Raw genomic sequence first — 18714 nt, 5'->3', positions numbered from 1 at the left:
TCATGGATACACTCTTGATACTGACCGTTTTAGTAGTCATTTGCGCTTTAGCTTTTGACTTTATCAATGGATTTCACGATACAGCAAACGCTATTGCAACGGCTGTTTCAACGAAAGCTCTAAAGCCTAGACATGCAATTATTATGGCAGCTATTATGAACTTTTTAGGTGCGATGACATTTACAGGTGTAGCAAAAACGATTACAAAAGATATCGTTGATCCATTTGCCTTGCAAAATGGTTCTCTTGTAATTTTAGCTGCTTTGCTTGCGGCAATAGCTTGGAATTTAATTACTTGGTACTACGGTATTCCAAGTAGTTCTTCGCATGCAATTATCGGCTCAATCGCAGGTGCAGCTATCGCTGCTGCCGGTATTAGCTCATTAAATCTTAAAGGGTTCATAAAAATTCTTGAAGCTTTAATCATTTCACCGATTATCGCTTTTGTTATTGGTTATATCGTATACAGTATTTTTAAAGTGGTCTTTAAAAACTTTAATTTAACGAAAACGAACAAAAACTTCCGTTTATTCCAGATTTTCACTGCAGCATTACAAGCTTATACACATGGTACGAATGATGCACAAAAAGCAATGGGAATCATTACGATGGCTCTTATGGCCAATAACTATCATACTTCCGACGACATCCCGTTCTGGGTACAATTATGTTGTGCAATCGCAATGGGTCTTGGTACTTCTGTTGGCGGATGGAAAATTATTAAAACTGTCGGTGGACAAATTATGAAAATTCGTCCTGTAAATGGTGTAGCTGCTGATTTATCATCATCACTTGTTATTTTCGGCGCAACATTCATTCACTTACCGGTTAGTACAACGCACGTTATCTCTTCTTCTATTTTAGGGGTTGGTGCTTCACATCGTGTGAAAGGTGTAAAATGGGGAACTGCAAAACGTATGTTAATTACATGGGTTATTACACTTCCTATTTCAGCTTCGTTAGCTGCATTATTTTACGCTTTATTACACTTAATCTTTTAATTAAAAGTCGTCTTCCTTATTTTTCTAGGAAGACGACTTTTTTGTGAACAAACCTTTTTCTTATTAAAAAGCGTGTATAATAATTGTTGGATAAGTTATATAGAGGAGTTGGAAATTTTGGAATACATCATGTTACTTTTCATCGGGTTAATCGCCGGGACAGTCGGGAGTCTAGTCGGGCTTGGTGGCGGAATTATTATTGTTCCGTTATTAATCGGATTACACAGTCTATCACCACAACTTGCAGTAGGAACTTCAATGGTAACAGTCGTTTTTACAGGACTATCTTCCACCCTTACTTATATGAAGCATAAACGAGTAGATTACAAAAGTGGACTTATTTTATTTATCGGGAGTGGCCCTGGTGGTATCATCGGCTCGTGGGCAAACAAATTTTTAAACCAAGATACATTTTCTTTATATTTTGGGATTTTCCTTATTTTTGTCTCCATCCTTCTTATGTTACGAGACAAATTAAACCCCCTTTCTTTATCAAATATGACGGTAATTAAGCGTTCTTTTACAGATAACGAAGGAAACACTGTACACTATCAATTTCCACCGCTTCTCGCTATCTTTATCGCCTTTATAGTTGGTTTTATATCTGGATTATTTGGAATTGGCGGCGGTGCCTTACTTGTTCCAGCAATGATGCTACTTTTTGCATTCCCAGCACATATTGCTGTAGCAACTTCGATGTTTATCGTTTTTTTATCAGCAATTGTAAGTTCTGCAACTCACATCTCCCTTGGAAATGTCAGCTGGGTTTACGCATTAATTCTTATTCCTGGTGCATGGATTGGTGGGAAAATCGGGGCTTATATTAATACAAAATTAAGTGGTAATGCCGTAATTAATTTATTACGTATCACATTAATCATTCTTGGAACTAGATTAATCATTACTTCTTTTTTATAACGCGTTCTTTTTAGAATGCGTTTTTCTTATACACATGAATATAAAAATCCTCCTAAGAGAACAAATAAAATTAAACAAACACATAATAACATATAATTGGAAATATGTACTTTCTTCAAGTTGACCACTCCTATAACTGCGACTGTTATCTTTATGATAGCGAAAAAATAATTCACTTGCAGTTACAAAGTGCTAACAATGCAAAATCATTTATTACAAATTTTATCCTTATATTTCATTTCTTTGTATATTCTATCGTTTTAATAAAAAAAGATGTCATATTGACATCTTTTTTAGTGAAGAAGTGACCATCCCATAAAATCCTCATGTACTTGGCACGCCCTCTTATCGTTTCGATCATATAATTCAGCATAACTATCTGTTTCTTCATCATAAGCCATCGTATAAATAATTTGGCCGTCTACTTCAACGGATAACACGACTCCACCTTTCATCTCTTCTACATGAATGATAGCATTCGCCGGAATTCTCATATCCGTCATTTTTATCGCATCTAACAATATACTAAACCCCCTACAGCGTATTCATTGCTAGTACTATTACACACTAAATAGTATACTACTGTAATAGCATATATTTCGTCAATGAAATTGCTATTTAAAAGCATATTGTCTTTATACATATACGCTAAAATAGAAGAAATAGAAATGTTTAAATGGGGGGCTAACATTGATTCTACACAAAGGAGATGTACTATTCCGTCAAGGCGAGGACGGTCCTTTATATTTTATAAAAACAGGTTTATTAAAAGTAGTACGGATAGAAGAAGATGGAACACCATTTCTATTCAATATTATCGTTCCAGGTGAAACGATACCTCACCATTCTTTAATTTCACCGAAGGAATATCACGGTACAGCAATCGCTTTAATGAAAACAGAAGTTGAACCTATAATTAGTAATGAATGGTACGAGCAACTTCAGGCAAATCCTGCATCATATGCAAATATTGCTATGCAACTACAATCAAAATTAAGAATGATGCAACAGCGTATCGATCAATTGACAACCGTCTCTCCGAAAGAACGTCTACATCGTTTACAAGAATGGTTCACACTATATTTAGGTGACATTCCTATATATGAAATATTAACACAAACTGAAATCGGTCAACTCATAGGTATACGCCGTGAAACGGTAAATCGGCTGTTACGAGAACAAGTAAAAAACGAGGTAAAATAATACCTCGTTTTTTACTTGTTTCAAACTTCATCTATTGTAAGCTTGCTGCTGGACCGAAAAATTCATAATGAATATGCTCTTGTTCCACACCTAAATTAGTTAGTGCAGCATTTATATGCTTCATAAATGGTACGGGACCACAGAAATAAAATTCTGCTTCAGTTGTCGGAATAATAGTTTGTAACCATTCAGCTTCAATGAAACCTTCTTTATCAAAGTTCTTCATTTCCATATCTTTTTCAATTGGTGCAGAATAGCAAGTGTATGCTTTAACTTGTTCGTATTCATTATCTACTGTCTCAACGTGTTCTTTCATTGCATGTGTATTACTATTTATCGCGGCATGAACAAAACATACATTACGTTTTGAGTTTTGTTCAATTAACGTATTTAGCATACTCATCATTGGTGTAATACCTACTCCACCACTAATTAGCACAACTGGTAATGTTGAATCCATATTTAATACGAAATCTCCTGCTGGTGCACTTACTGGTAACATATCCCCTTCTTCTACATGATCGTGTAAGTAGTTAGATACTTTACCGTCCGGTGTATCTACACCTTTTTCTTTCTTTACACTAATACGATAATATTCTTTTCCAGGAGCATCTGATAAACTATATTGACGATTATGTGTATACGTTTCACCTTCTATATTTATTTGAATCGTTACATATTGTCCTGGGATGAATGAAGAAACTTGCCCACCATCTTCAGGTTTTAAATAAAATGATGTAATAACGTCGCTTTCCTTCACTTTTTTAACAACCACAAAGTTACGGAAATCTTTCCATCCACCTTCTTTATGTGCCGCTTCTTCATACATCTCTGCTTCAATGCTAATGAATGCATCAGCAATGACACCATAAGCTTCTCCCCATGCATTTAAAACTTCATCAGGTGCACCTGCGACCTCTTTAATTGCACGTAGTAAACATGTACCTACAATCGGGTAATGCTCTGCTTTAATACCTAAACTTCTATGCTTATGACCAATTTGTTTTACAACTGGAATAATAGCTTCTAAATTATCAATATACGTTGCAGCTGCATAAACAGCATTCGCTAGCGCTTGTTGTTGTCTTCCCTTTTTCTGATTTGTATGGTTGAAAATATTCAATAACTCCGGATGTTCCGAAAATAAAATTTGATAAAATCTCGTTGTAATTTCAACGCCTTTTTCTTGTAATAATGGTACTGTTGACTTTACGATTTCAATTGTTTTTGCACTTAACATTGTATCCCACTCCTCTATTTCCTTAACTGTTTTTAGTTTAACTGAATTGTATAGTACATATTGTGATTTTAATCACTATTAACACGGTGTTTTTGTGAATAATATATGAACATTGCACTTACAAAAGAAAATAAGCCAACTAGAATTCTAGCTAGCTTATTATTTGGACTGTATAGCTTGTTCAATTACCCTTATATCTTTTCCATCTCCAAACTCTGTATACCCCCAGATGTTCGTTTCACCTCTATATTTATTTACAATAATATCTAAGTCATGGTATACACGATGTGCATAAACTACATACTCAATATTTTGAAGTTCCACACCTTTTTTTACAATTTCATAGCTTCTATTTACATCACGTTTTATTTTTTCATTCTTTATTTCTGTATGTATATTTTTTAAAGACGATTCTTGTTGTTGAAACCATTGTTTAAATTGGTTCCAGTCCCCTTCTGTATAATTCTCTGCTTTACCGTAATTTAAGAAATTATTATAACTTTCATGCGTCATACGAATAAAATCTAGCACTTTTGTCTCCTCTTGCACATCTTCTATTTGAGCTATTGTACTTACCTCAGCAGGCTTATTCGCATAATGTAATAGCAATTTCATAAGACTATAGCTCGCAATGATCATTACGATAATAATCCCGAATACAATTAACAATTTCTTCATATACAGAACTCCTTCTCTACTAAAGATATTACAAAGTATGACTATACTTGTAACATTCTCTCGTAGAAATATAATTCCTGTATAAATTCTTCCTATCATTTCGACAATATTTTTCTATACATTTCTCGTTGGTAAATGTTCTTGTAAAACAATGTACCCTTCATAAGCTGTGTAACCGAGTATAGCCATTAATCCGATATAACAAGCAAAGACTGTCCATTTTGTTTTCATATCAACTTTATAATAGTTTTCCTGTTGTCTCTTTTCCGTCTCCCATTCCTGTAATTTTCTTTCTGACATTTCAAATGCTTCTCTTATATGAATTGTATGCGTTTCTTTTTCATCTTCATATGGAATGTAATCAAGCGGCTCAAACTTTGGTAAAAGATGCTCTAACACTTCAATCTTTTGAAGTTCTCCTACTTTTAATTCTTTCTCTCTTTCTTTTTGCCTTAATATATTTATTTCATGTTGCATCATATATATATTTCGATGCACCGCACCTGTTTCTTTTAACTCCTCTTCAAGTCTTGCAACATATTCTTTCATTCCATCAATTCTATATCCTAATTCCTTAATTGGCTCATCTCTCTTTATTACTCTATATAATTCCATACAGCCGATAATAAAAATAAATCCTCCCAAAATACTTTTAAAGTAAATGGCATAACCGAGCAATACAATAAGACCCGCTCCCCAAATCTTTGTACTTACAACTGAGATAATTCGTCCACCATCTAATGGAGAAACCGGAATCAAGTTAAAGAAGTTAATCATACTTCCAAGTAAAATAATTAATGCCCAAAATGGCTCTTTCGTTATTATATAAAGTGGAATCGCAGGTAAAAATGACAACAATCCGAAAAGAGGTCCCATGAAGGCGATGTAAGCTTCATCTTTTGCATTTTTCGGCATCTCTTTCATCCCAATAAGAGCGCCCATAAATGGAATAAATATTGCTGGCGATGTTGGTATACCTTTTCTTTTCGCAGCCCATAAATGGCCCATTTCATGAATAAACAACAAATAAATGAGCGCTACCCCAAATTTCCAACCATATATAACCGCGTATGCACCAAGTGATAGAAACATACTAAATACCGTTGAAAACTTTGCTAGTTTAAAAATTGCAAATACCCACTTTAACTTAGAAAGTAAAAATAGCCCTATTGCAACAATAATTCCCCATAATCCTTTTTTATTATTTTTCATATTCCTCTCCTTTATCTCTCATTAATGAATCATATTTATTCATCAAAACTATTCTTTTCTCTATTATGACATATTTTTTTCTATCGTTAGAAATAATGTTTATTTAATCCATTTTTAGCCAAAAATATAAGTATAAATATAAGGAGGTGTTTGCAAATGAATTTACAATCTCTCATAATAGGCGCTCTATCGTTTTTAGCTGCAACTCTTATTTTTTATACCGTTAGTTACGTATTATTATTAGATTTGTTGCCCAATCACGTATTTATTGCCCTTGTCATCCTTTCCGCTCTTATGATTTCTTTTCTTATTACACGAAAATCAATGAATGAGCCATCTGCAAAAGCAAAATAATAGAGAGGGGGTGTTTTCCCCTCTCTATTATCATTTCCTAGGAAAGGCCATATAAACTTTACTAATTACCTTCATCCCGATCTGTCAGGGCTAATTAAAGTTTCATTTTATCTTTGTAAATCCATTTTTTCACCATACTCTTTAACAATTTGAATGATATTTTGAAAAACACCTATTTTTTCTTTTTTGCTATTTAATATTTTCAAATCATAATTTTCATAATATGTTTCTAATGACTTTAATTGTGATTCTGAAGCATCTTTTACCGGAACAGTAGCATGCAATTCATATTGTTTATACCCTTCCTTTACCTTTTCACCTGAAATTTTTTCACTCTCTTTTGCTCCAATTAATTTTTGAACTTTTTCTGGGAAAACGACTTGTAAATAATACTCTTGTTCCTTCTCTAACTTGTTGTATAGTGATTGTGAAATCGTATACCGCACCGTATAATTCACTTTTTGATCGCCTGCTTTAATATGAAACGCAGTAATCTGCAAATCTTTTTTTGTTACATCCGTTAAAGGACCTACCTGCATCTCGTCTTCTTTTTGTTCTGAAACATTTGGAAATATAGCCAAAAGCTTTTCCGTATCTTTTTTATTCAGCATATACATAGCTTTCTTATATTGTACCCATCCTCGTCTGTCTTCTCCTCTTAGCCACGCATAATATGTTTCTTTTTTTCCATCCCTATTAATTTGTATTTCATATTCCGGTTCACCAAAACTACCTGTTACTTCTTGTTTTTCCGCTTTATCTATAATGTCTATTACTAACTTAGCTTCTGATTCCTGTAACTTTTTCTCTTTATGTTTTTTTTGTATAACGGTTACCCCTATCGTTTCTTTCACTTCATTCACCGTCTCTTCCACTTTTTTTGTTTCTTTTTTTTGCTCTACTTGACCACAAGATGCTAGTAACGTAGCAAATAACAACAATACATATTTCCTTTTCAACTTAATCCTCCTTTTACAATAAGAAATTCTTATACTCTTCATATAAAAAACAAAAACGTGAAACACTATAAAATACGCTATACTAAGTATTGAAAGGAGGTCTTTTTCATGTCCATTAATTTTCACGATGCAAATAATAAATACACATACGCACAGCGAAACGCCCATATTTCTTGGGGAGAAATGATAAAAAGTATTACAAATATACAAAACAAGCAAATAATTGATATCGGCTGTGGTGGCGGGATTTATACGAAAGAACTTGCTCTTATGGGGGCCAAAAATGTCATTGGACTTGATTTTTCAAAAGAAATATTACAAGCTGCAAAAGAAAATTGTGGCGGCTTTCCAAATATTTCATTCATTCACGGTGATGCACATAACGTCCCATATCCTAATGATACATTCGACATTGTTATTTCGCGCGCAGTGATTCATCATTTACAAGACATTCCTACATTTTTACGTGAAGCTTCTCGTATATTAAAGAAAAACGGTGTACTTATTGTACAAGACCGAACCATTGAAGATTGTACAATTCCTGGAAGCCCCGAACACATTCGTGGATATTTTTTCTCTACCTTTCCAAAACTCATTGAAATAGAATCAAAAAGGCGGCCAAAAACCACCACGATACAGCAAGAATTACAAAAATATTTTCTTCACGTATTCCCCTCTCAAACACAATGGGAAGTACGAAAAATACATGATTCTGTAGAAGCATTGCTACAAGATTTATCACCTCGAACAGGTCGATCCATTCTATATGAATTAACAGATCATGAACTTTCTCAACTTCTACAACAGGTCCAGACCGCATTACAAAGCATCTCTCCTATTATCGAAAGAGATCGGTGGACAATTTGGAGCGCCATGAAATTGTAAGGAAGGAAGCCTCACAACATAATGTGAGGCTTCCTTCTTTCATAATCTAATTTTGCAACACTCTTGATATCCTCCACTTCTGGCCTGTGCACTTCCACACTTCGGACATACTAAATATCTAGACTGATTTGTCAACAAACTACCTTTTTGAAAGAGTAAAACTTCTGCTTGTTTAAACGAACGCGAATAATATAACCACATAAAACCAATTATAGCAATAATGCCAAATAATACTCCCATCGCAAGCATTCCAGTCACCTCTTTTGGTTTGTTCTTTCCAGCAAGTGGATTGTTGTATTATTCTCTGTAAATTCAAACAATACCTTCTTTACTCCTATAAATATCAACTTTCTCTATAAGTTTTACAATTCTCTATAAATTTTTACTCCCATTTTACAATTCACCATTCCCTTTACAACAACGAATATCACATTCAATATTTCCATATATAAATATATCTTTCAAAAAAATGTTGACTTTCAAAAAAAAACATGTGACAATACTGTCAGAATACTTGAATAAAAATTCATTGACGAGAACGAGTACGTTATAGGACTGTCCCCCAGAGAGTTGGCGATTTGCTGAAAGCCAACGTTCAGTGCGTAACCGAAAATCATCTCCGAGAAGTAGAACCGAATGTTACAGTAAGTTCTTACCGGCTGTCCCCCGTTACAAGGAACACGTATCATGTTGTACGTTGTAAAGCCGTATACATATAGACTCATTTCTACATGTATAAATTAGGGTGGTATCGCGGGTAAATATAACTCGTCCCTTTCTTTAGGGACGAGTTTTTTGTGTTCTTACAAATGAATTTAAAAAAGGAGGAAAAACAATGAACACTGTATCAAAAAAACATATTTTTTTCACGGGTCTTATGCTATTTTCTTTATTTTTTGGGGCAGGTAATTTAATTTTCCCTCCCATGCTTGGGCAAAATGCAGGTGAAAACTTTTGGCCGGCAATGATTGGATTTTTACTAACAGGAGTCGGTTTACCATTATTAACTGTTATTGCAATTTCTTTATCAGGAAACGGCATGCAACAACTCGCAAGTCATGTTCACCCATTATTCGGAATTTTCTTTACTGTAGTTGTATATATCGCAATCGGTCCTTCTATGGGAATTCCACGCGTTGCAAATGTCGCTTATGAAATGGGTGTTAGTTCTTTCTTACCAGAAACAATTCGTTCTAGTAACCTAGCACTATTTTTATACACAGTCGTCTTCTTCGCTATCGTATTTTGGCTTAGTTTAAATCCATCTAAACTTGTCGATCGCATCGGAAATATTTTAACACCTATTTTATTACTCTCTATTTTCTTACTATTTGTTAAAAGTGTATTTACACCACTCGGGCAATCAGGACCAGCAATGCAAGAGTATCAAACTTCTCCAATCTTCAAAGGTTTTATGGAAGGATACTTAACGATGGATACCATTTCTGCGCTTGCATTTGGAATTATCGTTGTAAATGCCATTCGCTCTAAAGGTGTGAAGGATCGTAAATCCATTGCCATCGCAACAGCGAAAGCAGGACTTATTGCCGCTACTGGTCTCGTACTTGTATATGGTGCACTTGGCTGGCTCGGTGCAACTAGCGTCTCGCTCGGATATGCACAAAATGGCGGACAATTACTTACTGTTATCGTACAGCAATTATTCGGTCCATACGGTTTACTTCTATTATCTCTAATCGTTACACTCGCTTGTCTAACAACTTGTGTTGGACTTGTATCTGCGTGTAGTCAATATTTCTCAACATTATTGACTAAATTTTCATACAAAATGTTCGCGAGTATCATTTGTGCATTAGGATTATTAGTTGCCAACTTAGGTTTAACGAAAATTATTGCCATCTCTGTTCCAATTCTACTTGTTGTATATCCAGTTGCAATTGTACTCGTTCTACTATCGTTACTTCATAAATATTTCGGTGGATATCGCTCTGTTTATGTAGGTGCTTTAATTGGAGCAGCAATCGTAAGCGTATTTGACGGATTAAAACAAGGTGGCATTTCAGTTTCATTTATCACCCCATATTTTGAATTTATCCCTTTATATAATGAAGGAATTGGCTGGCTAATACCAGCATTAGCCGGGGCTATTATCGGCCTTACAATCGCTAAGTTAAGCGGTGCGAAAAAAGTTCCCTTAATAACCGATTCCCGCGAAGTAAAAGCATCCTAAAAAAACTCCCGAAAGGGAGTTTTTTTACTTTTGATAAGCAGTATGATTAAAACTGCTTATTTTATACGCTTTCGTATAATATTCGATATTTGTATCCACTGTTTCTACTTTGATAACATCGTAGCAATCTTCTTGCTTTACTAAAAATAAATAGTACTCTTCTGTCGCCTCAACAATTGCAATTTTATCTGTTTCAACATTATATTGTTCACAAAGCGCTTGTAATGCGTTCACATAATCCCCTAATTTTTTAGACTTATCCATGCCAAATATCGTTTGAACTAACATACACTCTCTCCCCTTTGTATGTACTGTTAACAACTTAATGATAACGCTTACATTTATTAACGTCAATAAAAAGATTTGGCGTAAACTAATAATCAGCGGAGATACCCCCACTGATTAAAGTTTCACTTTATCATTTCGTCAATTGATGTCTAAACGCATAAATAACTGCCTGTGTCCGGTCACTTACATTTAGCTTATTTAAAATATTACTCACATGTGTCTTTACTGTTTTGAGGGCAATAAACAATTCATCTGCAATCTCTTGATTACTTTTCCCCTCTGCAATTAATAACAAAATTTCAGACTCTCTTTCTGTTAACTCCTCATGCAAAGGTTGTTCTTTCTTCTGACGCATACGAGACATCATTTTACCAGTAACTTTTGGCTCTAATACCGTTTCTCCATCATAAGTAGCTCGTACAGCGTCTGCTATATCACTTGCTCTTGATGTTTTTAATAAATAACTTGTCGCTCCCGCCTCAATAACAGGGTACAATTTCTCATCATCTAAAAAGCTCGTTACAACTACAATTTTCGCTTCTGGCCATTCCTGAATAATAGCACGTGTTGCTTCAACCCCATCCATCTCGTCCATGACAAGGTCCATCAAAATAATATCTGGTCTTAATTGCAGTGCTAACTCTGAACCTTTTCTTCCATTTTCAGCTTCTCCAACTACTTCGATATCTGGCTGCGTTGATAAATATGCTGATACACCCATTCGAACCATTTCATGATCATCGACAAGTAACACTTTTATCATGATTCTCCCCCTCTCTCAATCATAATCGGTACTTTTACTTCTATTTGTGTCCCTTTAGCGGGGAAACTAAGTACTTTTAATGTCCCACCAATTTCATGAACACGCTCTTGCATTGATCTTAAACCATATGAACCAGCCTTATTCACTCCGACTTCAAATCCAACGCCATCATCAATAATTTTTAGAATTGCATATTGATCTATTTTTCGAAGACGTACTTCCGTTTTCTTCGCTTTCGCATGTCGTAAAGTATTGGATAAAGCTTCTTGCACAATACGAAATAAATGATCTTCTACACCTTTTTTCAATTCTATTGGCTCGATTAGCCATTCAATTTTCATATGTTGTTTTCGCGATAATTCCGTCAATAATTCCTCTATACCTTGTGTCAGTTTCTTACCTTCTAATTGTACAGGCCGTAAATGAAGAAGCAACGCTCTCATTTCTGATTGTGCATTTACAACCATATTTTCAACGAGCTGCAACTGCTTTTTTGTCGTTTCTGGAATTTCAGCTACTTGTTCATTAATAGCCGACATCATCATCGACATTGCAAAAAGCTGCTGACTTACAGAATCATGCAGCTCCCTCGCCAATCGATGCCTTTCTTGAGATATCGCTTCTTGTCTCATCTCTTCATTCCAATGAGCTCGTTCATTCGTTACTTTTTGAAAGAGTCCAGCTTGCTCCTCTAATCGACGAGCAAGACCGATTACTTTTCGTTCTACTTCATGAAATTCATCATCTGCAGTAAACGAAACATCACTCGGAAAATTCCCTCGCTCCACTTCAAATAGAAAAGTATTTAATCCTTGTATACGCTGCTCTATATAGTAACCGATTGCATATCCTACAATTCCCCCGATAAGTAAACTTGTAGTCATAATAAACAAGCCAATTGGAACAGAAGCGATGGATTCCTTCCATAATAAATCATACACTTGTTGCTCGCTTTTCCATACATATACAATTGTACAAATGAGTGCAATACTAACAGAAGACAACATAGAATAACGAATATACATCCACGAAATATTTTTTTGTTTCTTCATTATACTTTCCTCACTTCCGTATCGCCTACGACAAGCGAAGAAATAATTTTAATACGACGAGGCGCTTCTTTATACTGCTCTGTTCTAAATGTAACATTGCGATTAAATCCTGTCTCTTCATGTCCTGGCAGGAGCACACGTCCGACAATAACAGAATGATTTAAAGACAATTCAATATCATATGGCACATATAAACGAATATTACCAACGACACCTCGGATAACAATTACCGTTTCTCCTTCTGGAATCATAGCAGTTGTTAAATCTATTTCCACATCACAAGCACCATATTGAACATTAATATCCTCAAGTTCATAAATATGATCCATCATTCGTATATTCCCTACAAACATATTTTTTAAATATGGTTCTGTACGATATATTTGCTTCTCTTCGTCTATAATCCCTTTTTCTTTAATTTCAACCTTCATTGCTTTTTGCTGATGTCCTTGTTGAATCAGTTGATAACCAATTAAAGCTAAACAAGCAAATACGACAAGAACAAATGCTGCTGATGAAAATAAGAAGAATAAAAATACGATACCACCAACAAATAAAAAGACATTTCCCCTTACATAACGATTCTTCTTACGATAATGCCTTCCAAACATAAGCATAATAAATGCAAAAATGAGACCACCTGGTTCAAAATGTCCAAGTATCATATCAAGAAAAAGACCGAATCCAAATATGATGAGGAGCATCCCCATTAATTGTGTTTTTGAAAATTGTTTCTTCATTTCAGCTCCCCCCTTCTTGTTACATATACATAGAAGAAAAGGCATTGCTTTCCAACACCTTTTCTCCTATCACTATATCATAAGCCTGTTTTATAATATACTACTATTATTTTGTTAACTCTTTCGTTAACGATACATCATTCTTCTCTTTCATTTCACGCTCAAGCTTTGCAATCTTCATATCAAATGTGTCACGTTCATGCTCCTCATTTATACGAGATTCTAAGTCGCGAATATGATCTTCAATTTCCTCAAAGCGTAAGAACGGATTATTTTCATCCATTTTATGCATAGCTGTATTCATACGACGATTTGCATGTGCCATATTTTCACGTGCCATTAATTCCATACGTTTTGCGTGCATTTCTTTTAATTTATTTTTCATCTCAGTAAGACGACGCTCTAACTCATCAATTTGATCTACAACACCTGCATACATTTCTTCTAATCGAGTTACTTGCCCTTCATAATACGCTACTTCTTCTAACGCACGCTCATGTAGCTGTAATTCGCCTGCTTCTTGAGCGACGATCGCTTGCTTTGATCTTTTATTAACGAAATAACGTGCTTGCTCAAGCTCACGAGCGAAATTAGATTTTAATGTTTTGTGGCGCTCAATTAACTTCTCAATTTTTGTTATTTCACGCTCACTATCGCGTAAATATTGGTTTAACATCGCGATTGGATTTTTTCTTTCTTTCTCATCTAACACATTATGAAAATCTGCTAAAATTGCATCGCGTACACGTCCGAATAAAGATTGTTTCATTATAATCTTCCTCTCTTCTACTTTATCAATTTGATTTGGTTTTTATTAATTTTTTATTAGTTTTTCATTAACTTGTTCCACTCATCTTCAAAGTTGCTATATGGTTTAGAACTTTCTGGTGCAGAATCAACAACTACATTTTTTTCTTTTTTCCACTCACGGTATCCGTAGTATAAAACTACTAATGCTGCGATACCGATTAATGCTGGGGAATGAGAAAGGGCGATGGACAAGCCGATCAAACCAACAATACCCCAAGCTAACTTTCCAAAAAATGATTGTGCTCGCACAAATGATTTATAGCTCCAGTACACAACTCCTGCTCCAATTGCGAATCCTATAATACCAGCAAGACTGCCAAGAGCAATTAAAGCTAAAATACCAGCCGCGATAAACGCTAGAAATTGTTTCATCTTGTGCTTGCCTCCCTTCGATTTGATACTCTTATCTTAACTATTTTTTCACTTTTCCATAACGAGCTTAAGAACCGTTTTCGACTCAGACTTAAGACTGAGTTGCATTCAGCCTTTTGTAAAAATATGCGGTAGGATAGGATGATTCACTCTTTTATCGCACATAAAAAGCCGTACAGAGAACATTCTCTGTACGGCTTTCATTACTATTCATAAACTTCATTTTAAATTATGCTGTTTTGTGATACTCTTTCTTTCCCGCTACTTTAGAAAACCTCGGGAAACCAATTAATATAGAAATAATTCCACATACTCCAACTAAGATCGGATAAAACGCATATGGTAACAATTCAATCGGAGATAACGCCGCAAATCCTGCTGCCGTTAACATTTGCGCACCATACGGAATTAACCCTTGCACACAACATGAGAAAAGATCTAATACACTCGCTGATTTACGAGGATCAATTTCATATTGATCTGCAATGTTTTTCGCAAGTGGACCTGTAAAAATAATAGAAATCGTATTATTCGCTGTACACATATTCGTCATACTCACTAAGCCAGCGATACCGAACTCTGCTCCTTTTTTCGAACGAATGTTGCGAGTTAAAATATTCATTAAATATTGAATACCACCATTATATTGAATCAGTTCGACCATACCACCAATTAAAATAGCAAGTAATACTAACTCCATCATACCGCCCATTCCAGTCGTTACACTTTTAAAGAAACTCTCTAACGTGTAACTCCCATCTAAAAGACCTATAACGCCGGATAGTACAGTTCCACCAGTTAACACAATAAGTACATTCCAACCAAGCAATGCTGTAATAAGTACTCCTGCATACGGTAAAATCTTTATCCAGTCAAAGCTATGCGCTTTAATCTGCGTGTCACTTCCTAAAGTAACGATTACTAATAGTACAATTGTAATAATAGCTGCTGGTAATACAATTAAAAAGTTCGTTTTAAACTTATCTTTCATTTCTGTTCCTTGTGAACGTACAGCTGCGATTGTTGTATCTGAAATAAATGATAAATTATCCCCAAACATCGCCCCACCAACAACAGTAGCCATCGTAAGTGCAATAGAGATATCAGTTTGCCCACTAATACCTACAGCAATTGGTGCTAATGCAGCAATTGTTCCCATTGAAGTTCCCATCGCTAATGAAATAAATGCCCCTATAACAAAAATCCCAGCTACGATAAATCCTTGCGGTAAAATGGATAACGCTAAATTAACTGTAGAATCAACGCCGCCCATCCCTTTTGCTGTTTCAGAAAATGCTCCTGCAAGTACAAAAATCAGAACCATAATCATAATATCCGGGTTCCCTGCACCTTTAGCAAATCGTTCTACTTTTACATTAAAACTTTCTTTACGATTCATCGCTAAAGCGACTCCTACAGCAATTGAAATTGCTACAAGTATCGGCAATTTATAGAAATCACCTGTAATAATTCCAGAACCAATAAATAGCGCCAAAAATATCCCAAGTGGTAATAAAGCCAAACCATTTCCTCTCGTTTCTTTCAAAGTACCATCTCTCCCTAGTTTCAACCTTTTTCTAATGAATAACAAAAGACCTCTTCCAATGAGAAGAGGTCTTATACATCTATAAGGAACGCTCTTCTCATCTTTCAAGCACATGCTTGCTGGATTTGGCACAGCACTCTGAAATCGAGTCCGCTGCCGAGGCATCGTAGGGCCAGTCCCTCCGCCTCTCTTTATAAGAAGGTTTCATATTTATTTTTTAATAATAATTTCTTCCCTAACTTTACTCGCTTACAAAACAAAAGTCAATTATTTTTTGTATAGATTTTTTTGGTAATTATACAAAAATTTGAATACAACAATCATTTTAACTTTTTGATTTCTTCTTCCAATATTGAAATCCAATAAAATTCACTATTTTTTATTGCATCTATTATCCATTTCGTAGTGTACCAAGCTAACTCATACTCTTCTTTTGTAACATCGCCACTTTTATAAGCATCCTCTAGCTCATCTTCATCCAATATATACATTTTACCGTTCGGTAATAACACTACATCTAAATATAAATCATCAAAATACGGTAAACCACGGTCGTCAATTTTATATTCTTTCGCCACATCGATATAATATTGCACTAATTTTTTCTGATCATCTAACATAGCTGTAATCGCAAAGTTTTTCCCGTCTATGAAATATTGAACCCACGTATATTGATTCCCTGCGATACAAAGTTCTTTACTATCATATTCTTTACAACTAGGTTCTCTTACCTTTTTTATTTCTAATATTCCTAGCATTCCTTCTTCCACTTGCTTAACCGTATAATCCTTCTCTATTAGTCGCTTCCACGAAGAACCGTCACCATATTTACGTTTCATTACGTCCGCTCCCCTTCTATATAGAAAAGCCCCCACATATTATGTGAGAGCTTGTTCAAATTATAATTAAGCTGCTTGACCTTTTTCAGAAATCTCTTTCAAATAAGCTTGTCCTTTTTCAGCGTCATATTGACCTTCCCACTTAGACATAACTACAGCTGCTAAAGAGTTTCCTACAACGTTAACTGCTGTACGAGCCATATCTAAAATACGGTCAATACCAGCGATGAAGGCTAAACCTTCAGCTGGAATACCAACTGTACCAAGTGTCGCTAATAATACAACGAATGATACGCCCGGTACACCCGCAATACCTTTTGATGTAAGCATTAATACTAGTAATAATGTAATTTGTTGTGTAATGGATAAATCAATACCGTACATTTGCGCTAAGAAAATAGCTGCAATTGCTTGATATAAAGTTGATCCATCTAAGTTAAATGAATAACCTGTCGGAATAACGAAAGATGTAATTGCTTTCGGACAACCGAACTTCTCCATTTTCTCCATGATTTTCGGTAAAACTGTTTCTGAACTTGCTGTAGAGTATGCTAAGATCAGTTCGTCTTTTAAAATCTTAAAGAATTGGAAAATGTTAATTCCAAATATTTTCGCTGTAAGTCCTAATACGACTACAACGAAGAAAATCATTGCCCCGTATACTACAATTAATAATTTCCCCAATGGAATTAATGAAGAAAGACCAAATGTAGAAACTGTAACTCCAATTAGTGCAAACACACCAAATGGTGCAAATTTCATAACTTGGTTTGTTACGTAAAACATTGCATCAGCTACACCTTGGAAAAATTGAAGAACCGGTCTTCCTCTTTCACCAATTGCTGCTACACCTAAACCAAATAATACAGAGAAGAAGATAATAGCAAGCATATCTCCGTCAGCTAATGACTTCATAATGTTCGTTGGAACAATATTTACAAATGTATCTGCAAATGAGTGACTTTGTACTTGCTCTGTCGTATGTGTATATTTCGAAATATCTGTCTTTGTTAACTGCTCCATATTTACGCCTTTTCCTGGTTGGAAAATATTCGCAATTAATAGACCGACAATAATTGCAATTGTTGTAATTATTTCAAAGTAAATAATTGTTTTTCCGCCTAGTCGACCTAATTTTTTAACATCGCCAACACCAGCAACCCCAACAACAATACTTGCTACAACAATCGGTACAACGATCATTTTAATTAATCGGATGAAAATATCACCAATTGGTTGTAAGTAACTCACCACTGCCGGATTGCCAAAGAAAATCGCCCCAACTGCAATACCAAGCGCAAGTCCTATTAATATTTGCCATGCAAGTCCTATTCTTTTCATATTTGTTGTAACCCCCTCTTCGATGTGTCACTCTACCTCTCATTCTATATTTATAAAACTTGAAATTAAGAGTATTACATATTATTCGACAATTCACTACATTTTGTCCCTGTTAAAAATCATAAATCAAAAAATTAAATCTGACAACAAAATAACTTTTCCTGAACACAAATAATTTTCTTGACAAAAATAAAACCCATGTCAGAAAACCTAACATGAGAACGATTCCTCACTAGTATTTTAGTGGGTTTTCAACTTGAATTTCACTATATAAAATCACGATTTTTCCCTTTATTTTACAGATAAAATCTAGAATACACCT

The 18714-nt window shown here is 34.9% G+C and carries 21 protein-coding genes, 1 riboswitch and 1 other annotated feature; of the genes, 6 read left to right on the top strand and 15 right to left on the bottom strand.

The window, feature by feature from the left end:
* The first annotated feature begins 2 nt into the window (after window positions 1-2).
* Window positions 3-1001 carry an inorganic phosphate transporter gene (locus DM800_RS17010; RefSeq protein WP_048544857.1) on the top strand — a complete coding sequence of 333 codons (999 nt, stop codon included), beginning with the start codon at window positions 3-5 and terminating at the stop codon, window positions 999-1001.
* 117 nt (window positions 1002-1118) lie between these two features.
* Window positions 1119-1919 carry a sulfite exporter TauE/SafE family protein gene (locus DM800_RS17005; RefSeq protein ID WP_000455764.1) on the top strand — a complete coding sequence of 267 codons (801 nt, stop codon included), beginning with the start codon at window positions 1119-1121 and terminating at the stop codon, window positions 1917-1919.
* Between the two features lie 293 nt (window positions 1920-2212).
* Here DM800_RS17005 and DM800_RS17000 read toward each other — a convergent pair whose 3' ends face one another.
* Window positions 2213-2440: a hypothetical protein gene (locus DM800_RS17000; RefSeq protein ID WP_000882907.1), complete on the bottom strand. Its 228-nt coding sequence runs from the start codon at window positions 2438-2440 to the stop codon at window positions 2213-2215.
* Between the two features lie 169 nt (window positions 2441-2609).
* Here DM800_RS17000 and DM800_RS16995 point away from each other — a divergent pair, with 169 nt between their 5' ends.
* Entirely contained in the window at window positions 2610-3122 is a 513-nt protein-coding gene (locus tag DM800_RS16995) for a Crp/Fnr family transcriptional regulator (protein ID WP_147787242.1), read from the top strand.
* 31 nt (window positions 3123-3153) lie between these two features.
* Here DM800_RS16995 and hmpA read toward each other — a convergent pair whose 3' ends face one another.
* The 3 genes from hmpA to DM800_RS16980 all read right to left on the bottom strand — a co-directional run bounded on the left by hmpA (window position 3154) and on the right by DM800_RS16980 (window position 6252).
* Complete coding sequence (gene hmpA, locus DM800_RS16990; protein ID WP_147787241.1) at window positions 3154-4362, bottom strand: NO-inducible flavohemoprotein; 1209 nt, start codon at window positions 4360-4362, stop codon at window positions 3154-3156.
* Window positions 4363-4521: 159 nt separating this feature from the next.
* Window positions 4522-5040 (bottom strand): hypothetical protein, encoded by a 519-nt coding sequence (locus DM800_RS16985; protein ID WP_000734814.1) that lies wholly within the window; start codon window positions 5038-5040, stop codon window positions 4522-4524.
* A 114-nt stretch (window positions 5041-5154) separates the two neighbouring features.
* Window positions 5155-6252 carry a site-2 protease family protein gene (locus tag DM800_RS16980; RefSeq protein WP_147787240.1) on the bottom strand — a complete coding sequence of 366 codons (1098 nt, stop codon included), beginning with the start codon at window positions 6250-6252 and terminating at the stop codon, window positions 5155-5157.
* A gap of 156 nt (window positions 6253-6408) precedes the next feature.
* Here DM800_RS16980 and DM800_RS16975 point away from each other — a divergent pair, with 156 nt between their 5' ends.
* Window positions 6409-6606 (top strand): hypothetical protein, encoded by a 198-nt coding sequence (locus tag DM800_RS16975; RefSeq protein ID WP_147787239.1) that lies wholly within the window; start codon window positions 6409-6411, stop codon window positions 6604-6606.
* Window positions 6607-6713: 107 nt separating this feature from the next.
* On the opposite strand, the gene DM800_RS16970 is transcribed toward DM800_RS16975, so the two are convergent.
* A complete protein-coding gene (locus DM800_RS16970) occupies window positions 6714-7565 on the bottom strand; it encodes a YhfM domain-containing protein (protein ID WP_147787238.1) in 852 nt (283 codons plus the stop codon).
* A gap of 108 nt (window positions 7566-7673) precedes the next feature.
* On the opposite strand from DM800_RS16970, the gene DM800_RS16965 reads away from it, so the two are divergent.
* Window positions 7674-8450 carry a class I SAM-dependent methyltransferase gene (locus DM800_RS16965; protein ID WP_147787237.1) on the top strand — a complete coding sequence of 259 codons (777 nt, stop codon included), beginning with the start codon at window positions 7674-7676 and terminating at the stop codon, window positions 8448-8450.
* Between the two features lie 39 nt (window positions 8451-8489).
* Here DM800_RS16965 and DM800_RS16960 read toward each other — a convergent pair whose 3' ends face one another.
* A complete protein-coding gene (locus tag DM800_RS16960; protein ID WP_000880630.1) occupies window positions 8490-8699 on the bottom strand; it encodes a hypothetical protein in 210 nt (69 codons plus the stop codon).
* Between the two features lie 271 nt (window positions 8700-8970).
* Window positions 8971-9229, top strand: a binding site (T-box leader).
* Window positions 9230-9285: 56 nt separating this feature from the next.
* Here DM800_RS16960 and brnQ3 point away from each other — a divergent pair.
* Window positions 9286-10641, top strand: a complete 1356-nt coding sequence (brnQ3, locus tag DM800_RS16955) for a branched-chain amino acid transport system II carrier protein BrnQ3 (protein WP_098089011.1) — start codon at window positions 9286-9288, stop codon at window positions 10639-10641.
* A 24-nt stretch (window positions 10642-10665) separates the two neighbouring features.
* Here the strand turns inward: brnQ3 and DM800_RS16950 are convergent, their stop codons facing one another.
* From DM800_RS16950 to gltP, 9 genes are all read right to left on the bottom strand, one after another.
* Window positions 10666-10962: a DUF3922 domain-containing protein gene (locus tag DM800_RS16950; protein WP_131932946.1), complete on the bottom strand. Its 297-nt coding sequence runs from the start codon at window positions 10960-10962 to the stop codon at window positions 10666-10668.
* A 97-nt stretch (window positions 10963-11059) separates the two neighbouring features.
* Window positions 11060-11692 (bottom strand): response regulator, encoded by a 633-nt coding sequence (locus DM800_RS16945; protein WP_000598709.1) that lies wholly within the window; start codon window positions 11690-11692, stop codon window positions 11060-11062.
* Window positions 11689-12744, bottom strand: a complete 1056-nt coding sequence (locus DM800_RS16940) for a sensor histidine kinase (protein WP_064476649.1) — start codon at window positions 12742-12744, stop codon at window positions 11689-11691. The genes DM800_RS16945 and DM800_RS16940 overlap by 4 nt, the downstream gene beginning before the upstream one ends.
* Window positions 12744-13484, bottom strand: a complete 741-nt coding sequence (gene liaF / locus DM800_RS16935; protein ID WP_075308724.1) for a cell wall-active antibiotics response protein LiaF — start codon at window positions 13482-13484, stop codon at window positions 12744-12746. The genes DM800_RS16940 and liaF overlap by 1 nt, the downstream gene beginning before the upstream one ends.
* Before the next feature lie 106 nt (window positions 13485-13590).
* Entirely contained in the window at window positions 13591-14253 is a 663-nt protein-coding gene (locus tag DM800_RS16930) for a PspA/IM30 family protein (RefSeq protein ID WP_147787236.1), read from the bottom strand.
* Between the two features lie 56 nt (window positions 14254-14309).
* Window positions 14310-14666: a lmo0954 family membrane protein gene (locus DM800_RS16925; protein ID WP_000808634.1), complete on the bottom strand. Its 357-nt coding sequence runs from the start codon at window positions 14664-14666 to the stop codon at window positions 14310-14312.
* A gap of 229 nt (window positions 14667-14895) precedes the next feature.
* Entirely contained in the window at window positions 14896-16212 is a 1317-nt protein-coding gene (locus DM800_RS16920) for a Na+/H+ antiporter NhaC family protein (protein WP_033659650.1), read from the bottom strand.
* A gap of 94 nt (window positions 16213-16306) precedes the next feature.
* A riboswitch (SAM riboswitch) is annotated at window positions 16307-16412 on the bottom strand.
* Between the two features lie 120 nt (window positions 16413-16532).
* The gene (locus DM800_RS16915) at window positions 16533-17051 is read right to left on the bottom strand and encodes a ribonuclease FAU-1 family protein (RefSeq protein ID WP_147787235.1); all 519 of its coding nucleotides are present in this window, start codon (window positions 17049-17051) and stop codon (window positions 16533-16535) included.
* 66 nt (window positions 17052-17117) lie between these two features.
* On the bottom strand, window positions 17118-18392 hold the full coding sequence (gene gltP, locus DM800_RS16910) for a glutamate/aspartate:proton symporter GltP (protein ID WP_137012671.1): 1275 nt from the start codon (window positions 18390-18392) through the stop codon (window positions 17118-17120).
* Window positions 18393-18714: the final 322 nt, after the last annotated feature.

The sequence above is a fragment of the Bacillus sp. AY18-3 genome (assembly GCF_008042305.1).
Classification (GTDB): Bacteria; Bacillota; Bacilli; order Bacillales; family Bacillaceae_G; genus Bacillus_A; species Bacillus_A wiedmannii.
This window is presented reverse-complemented; position numbering and strand designations above follow the sequence as displayed.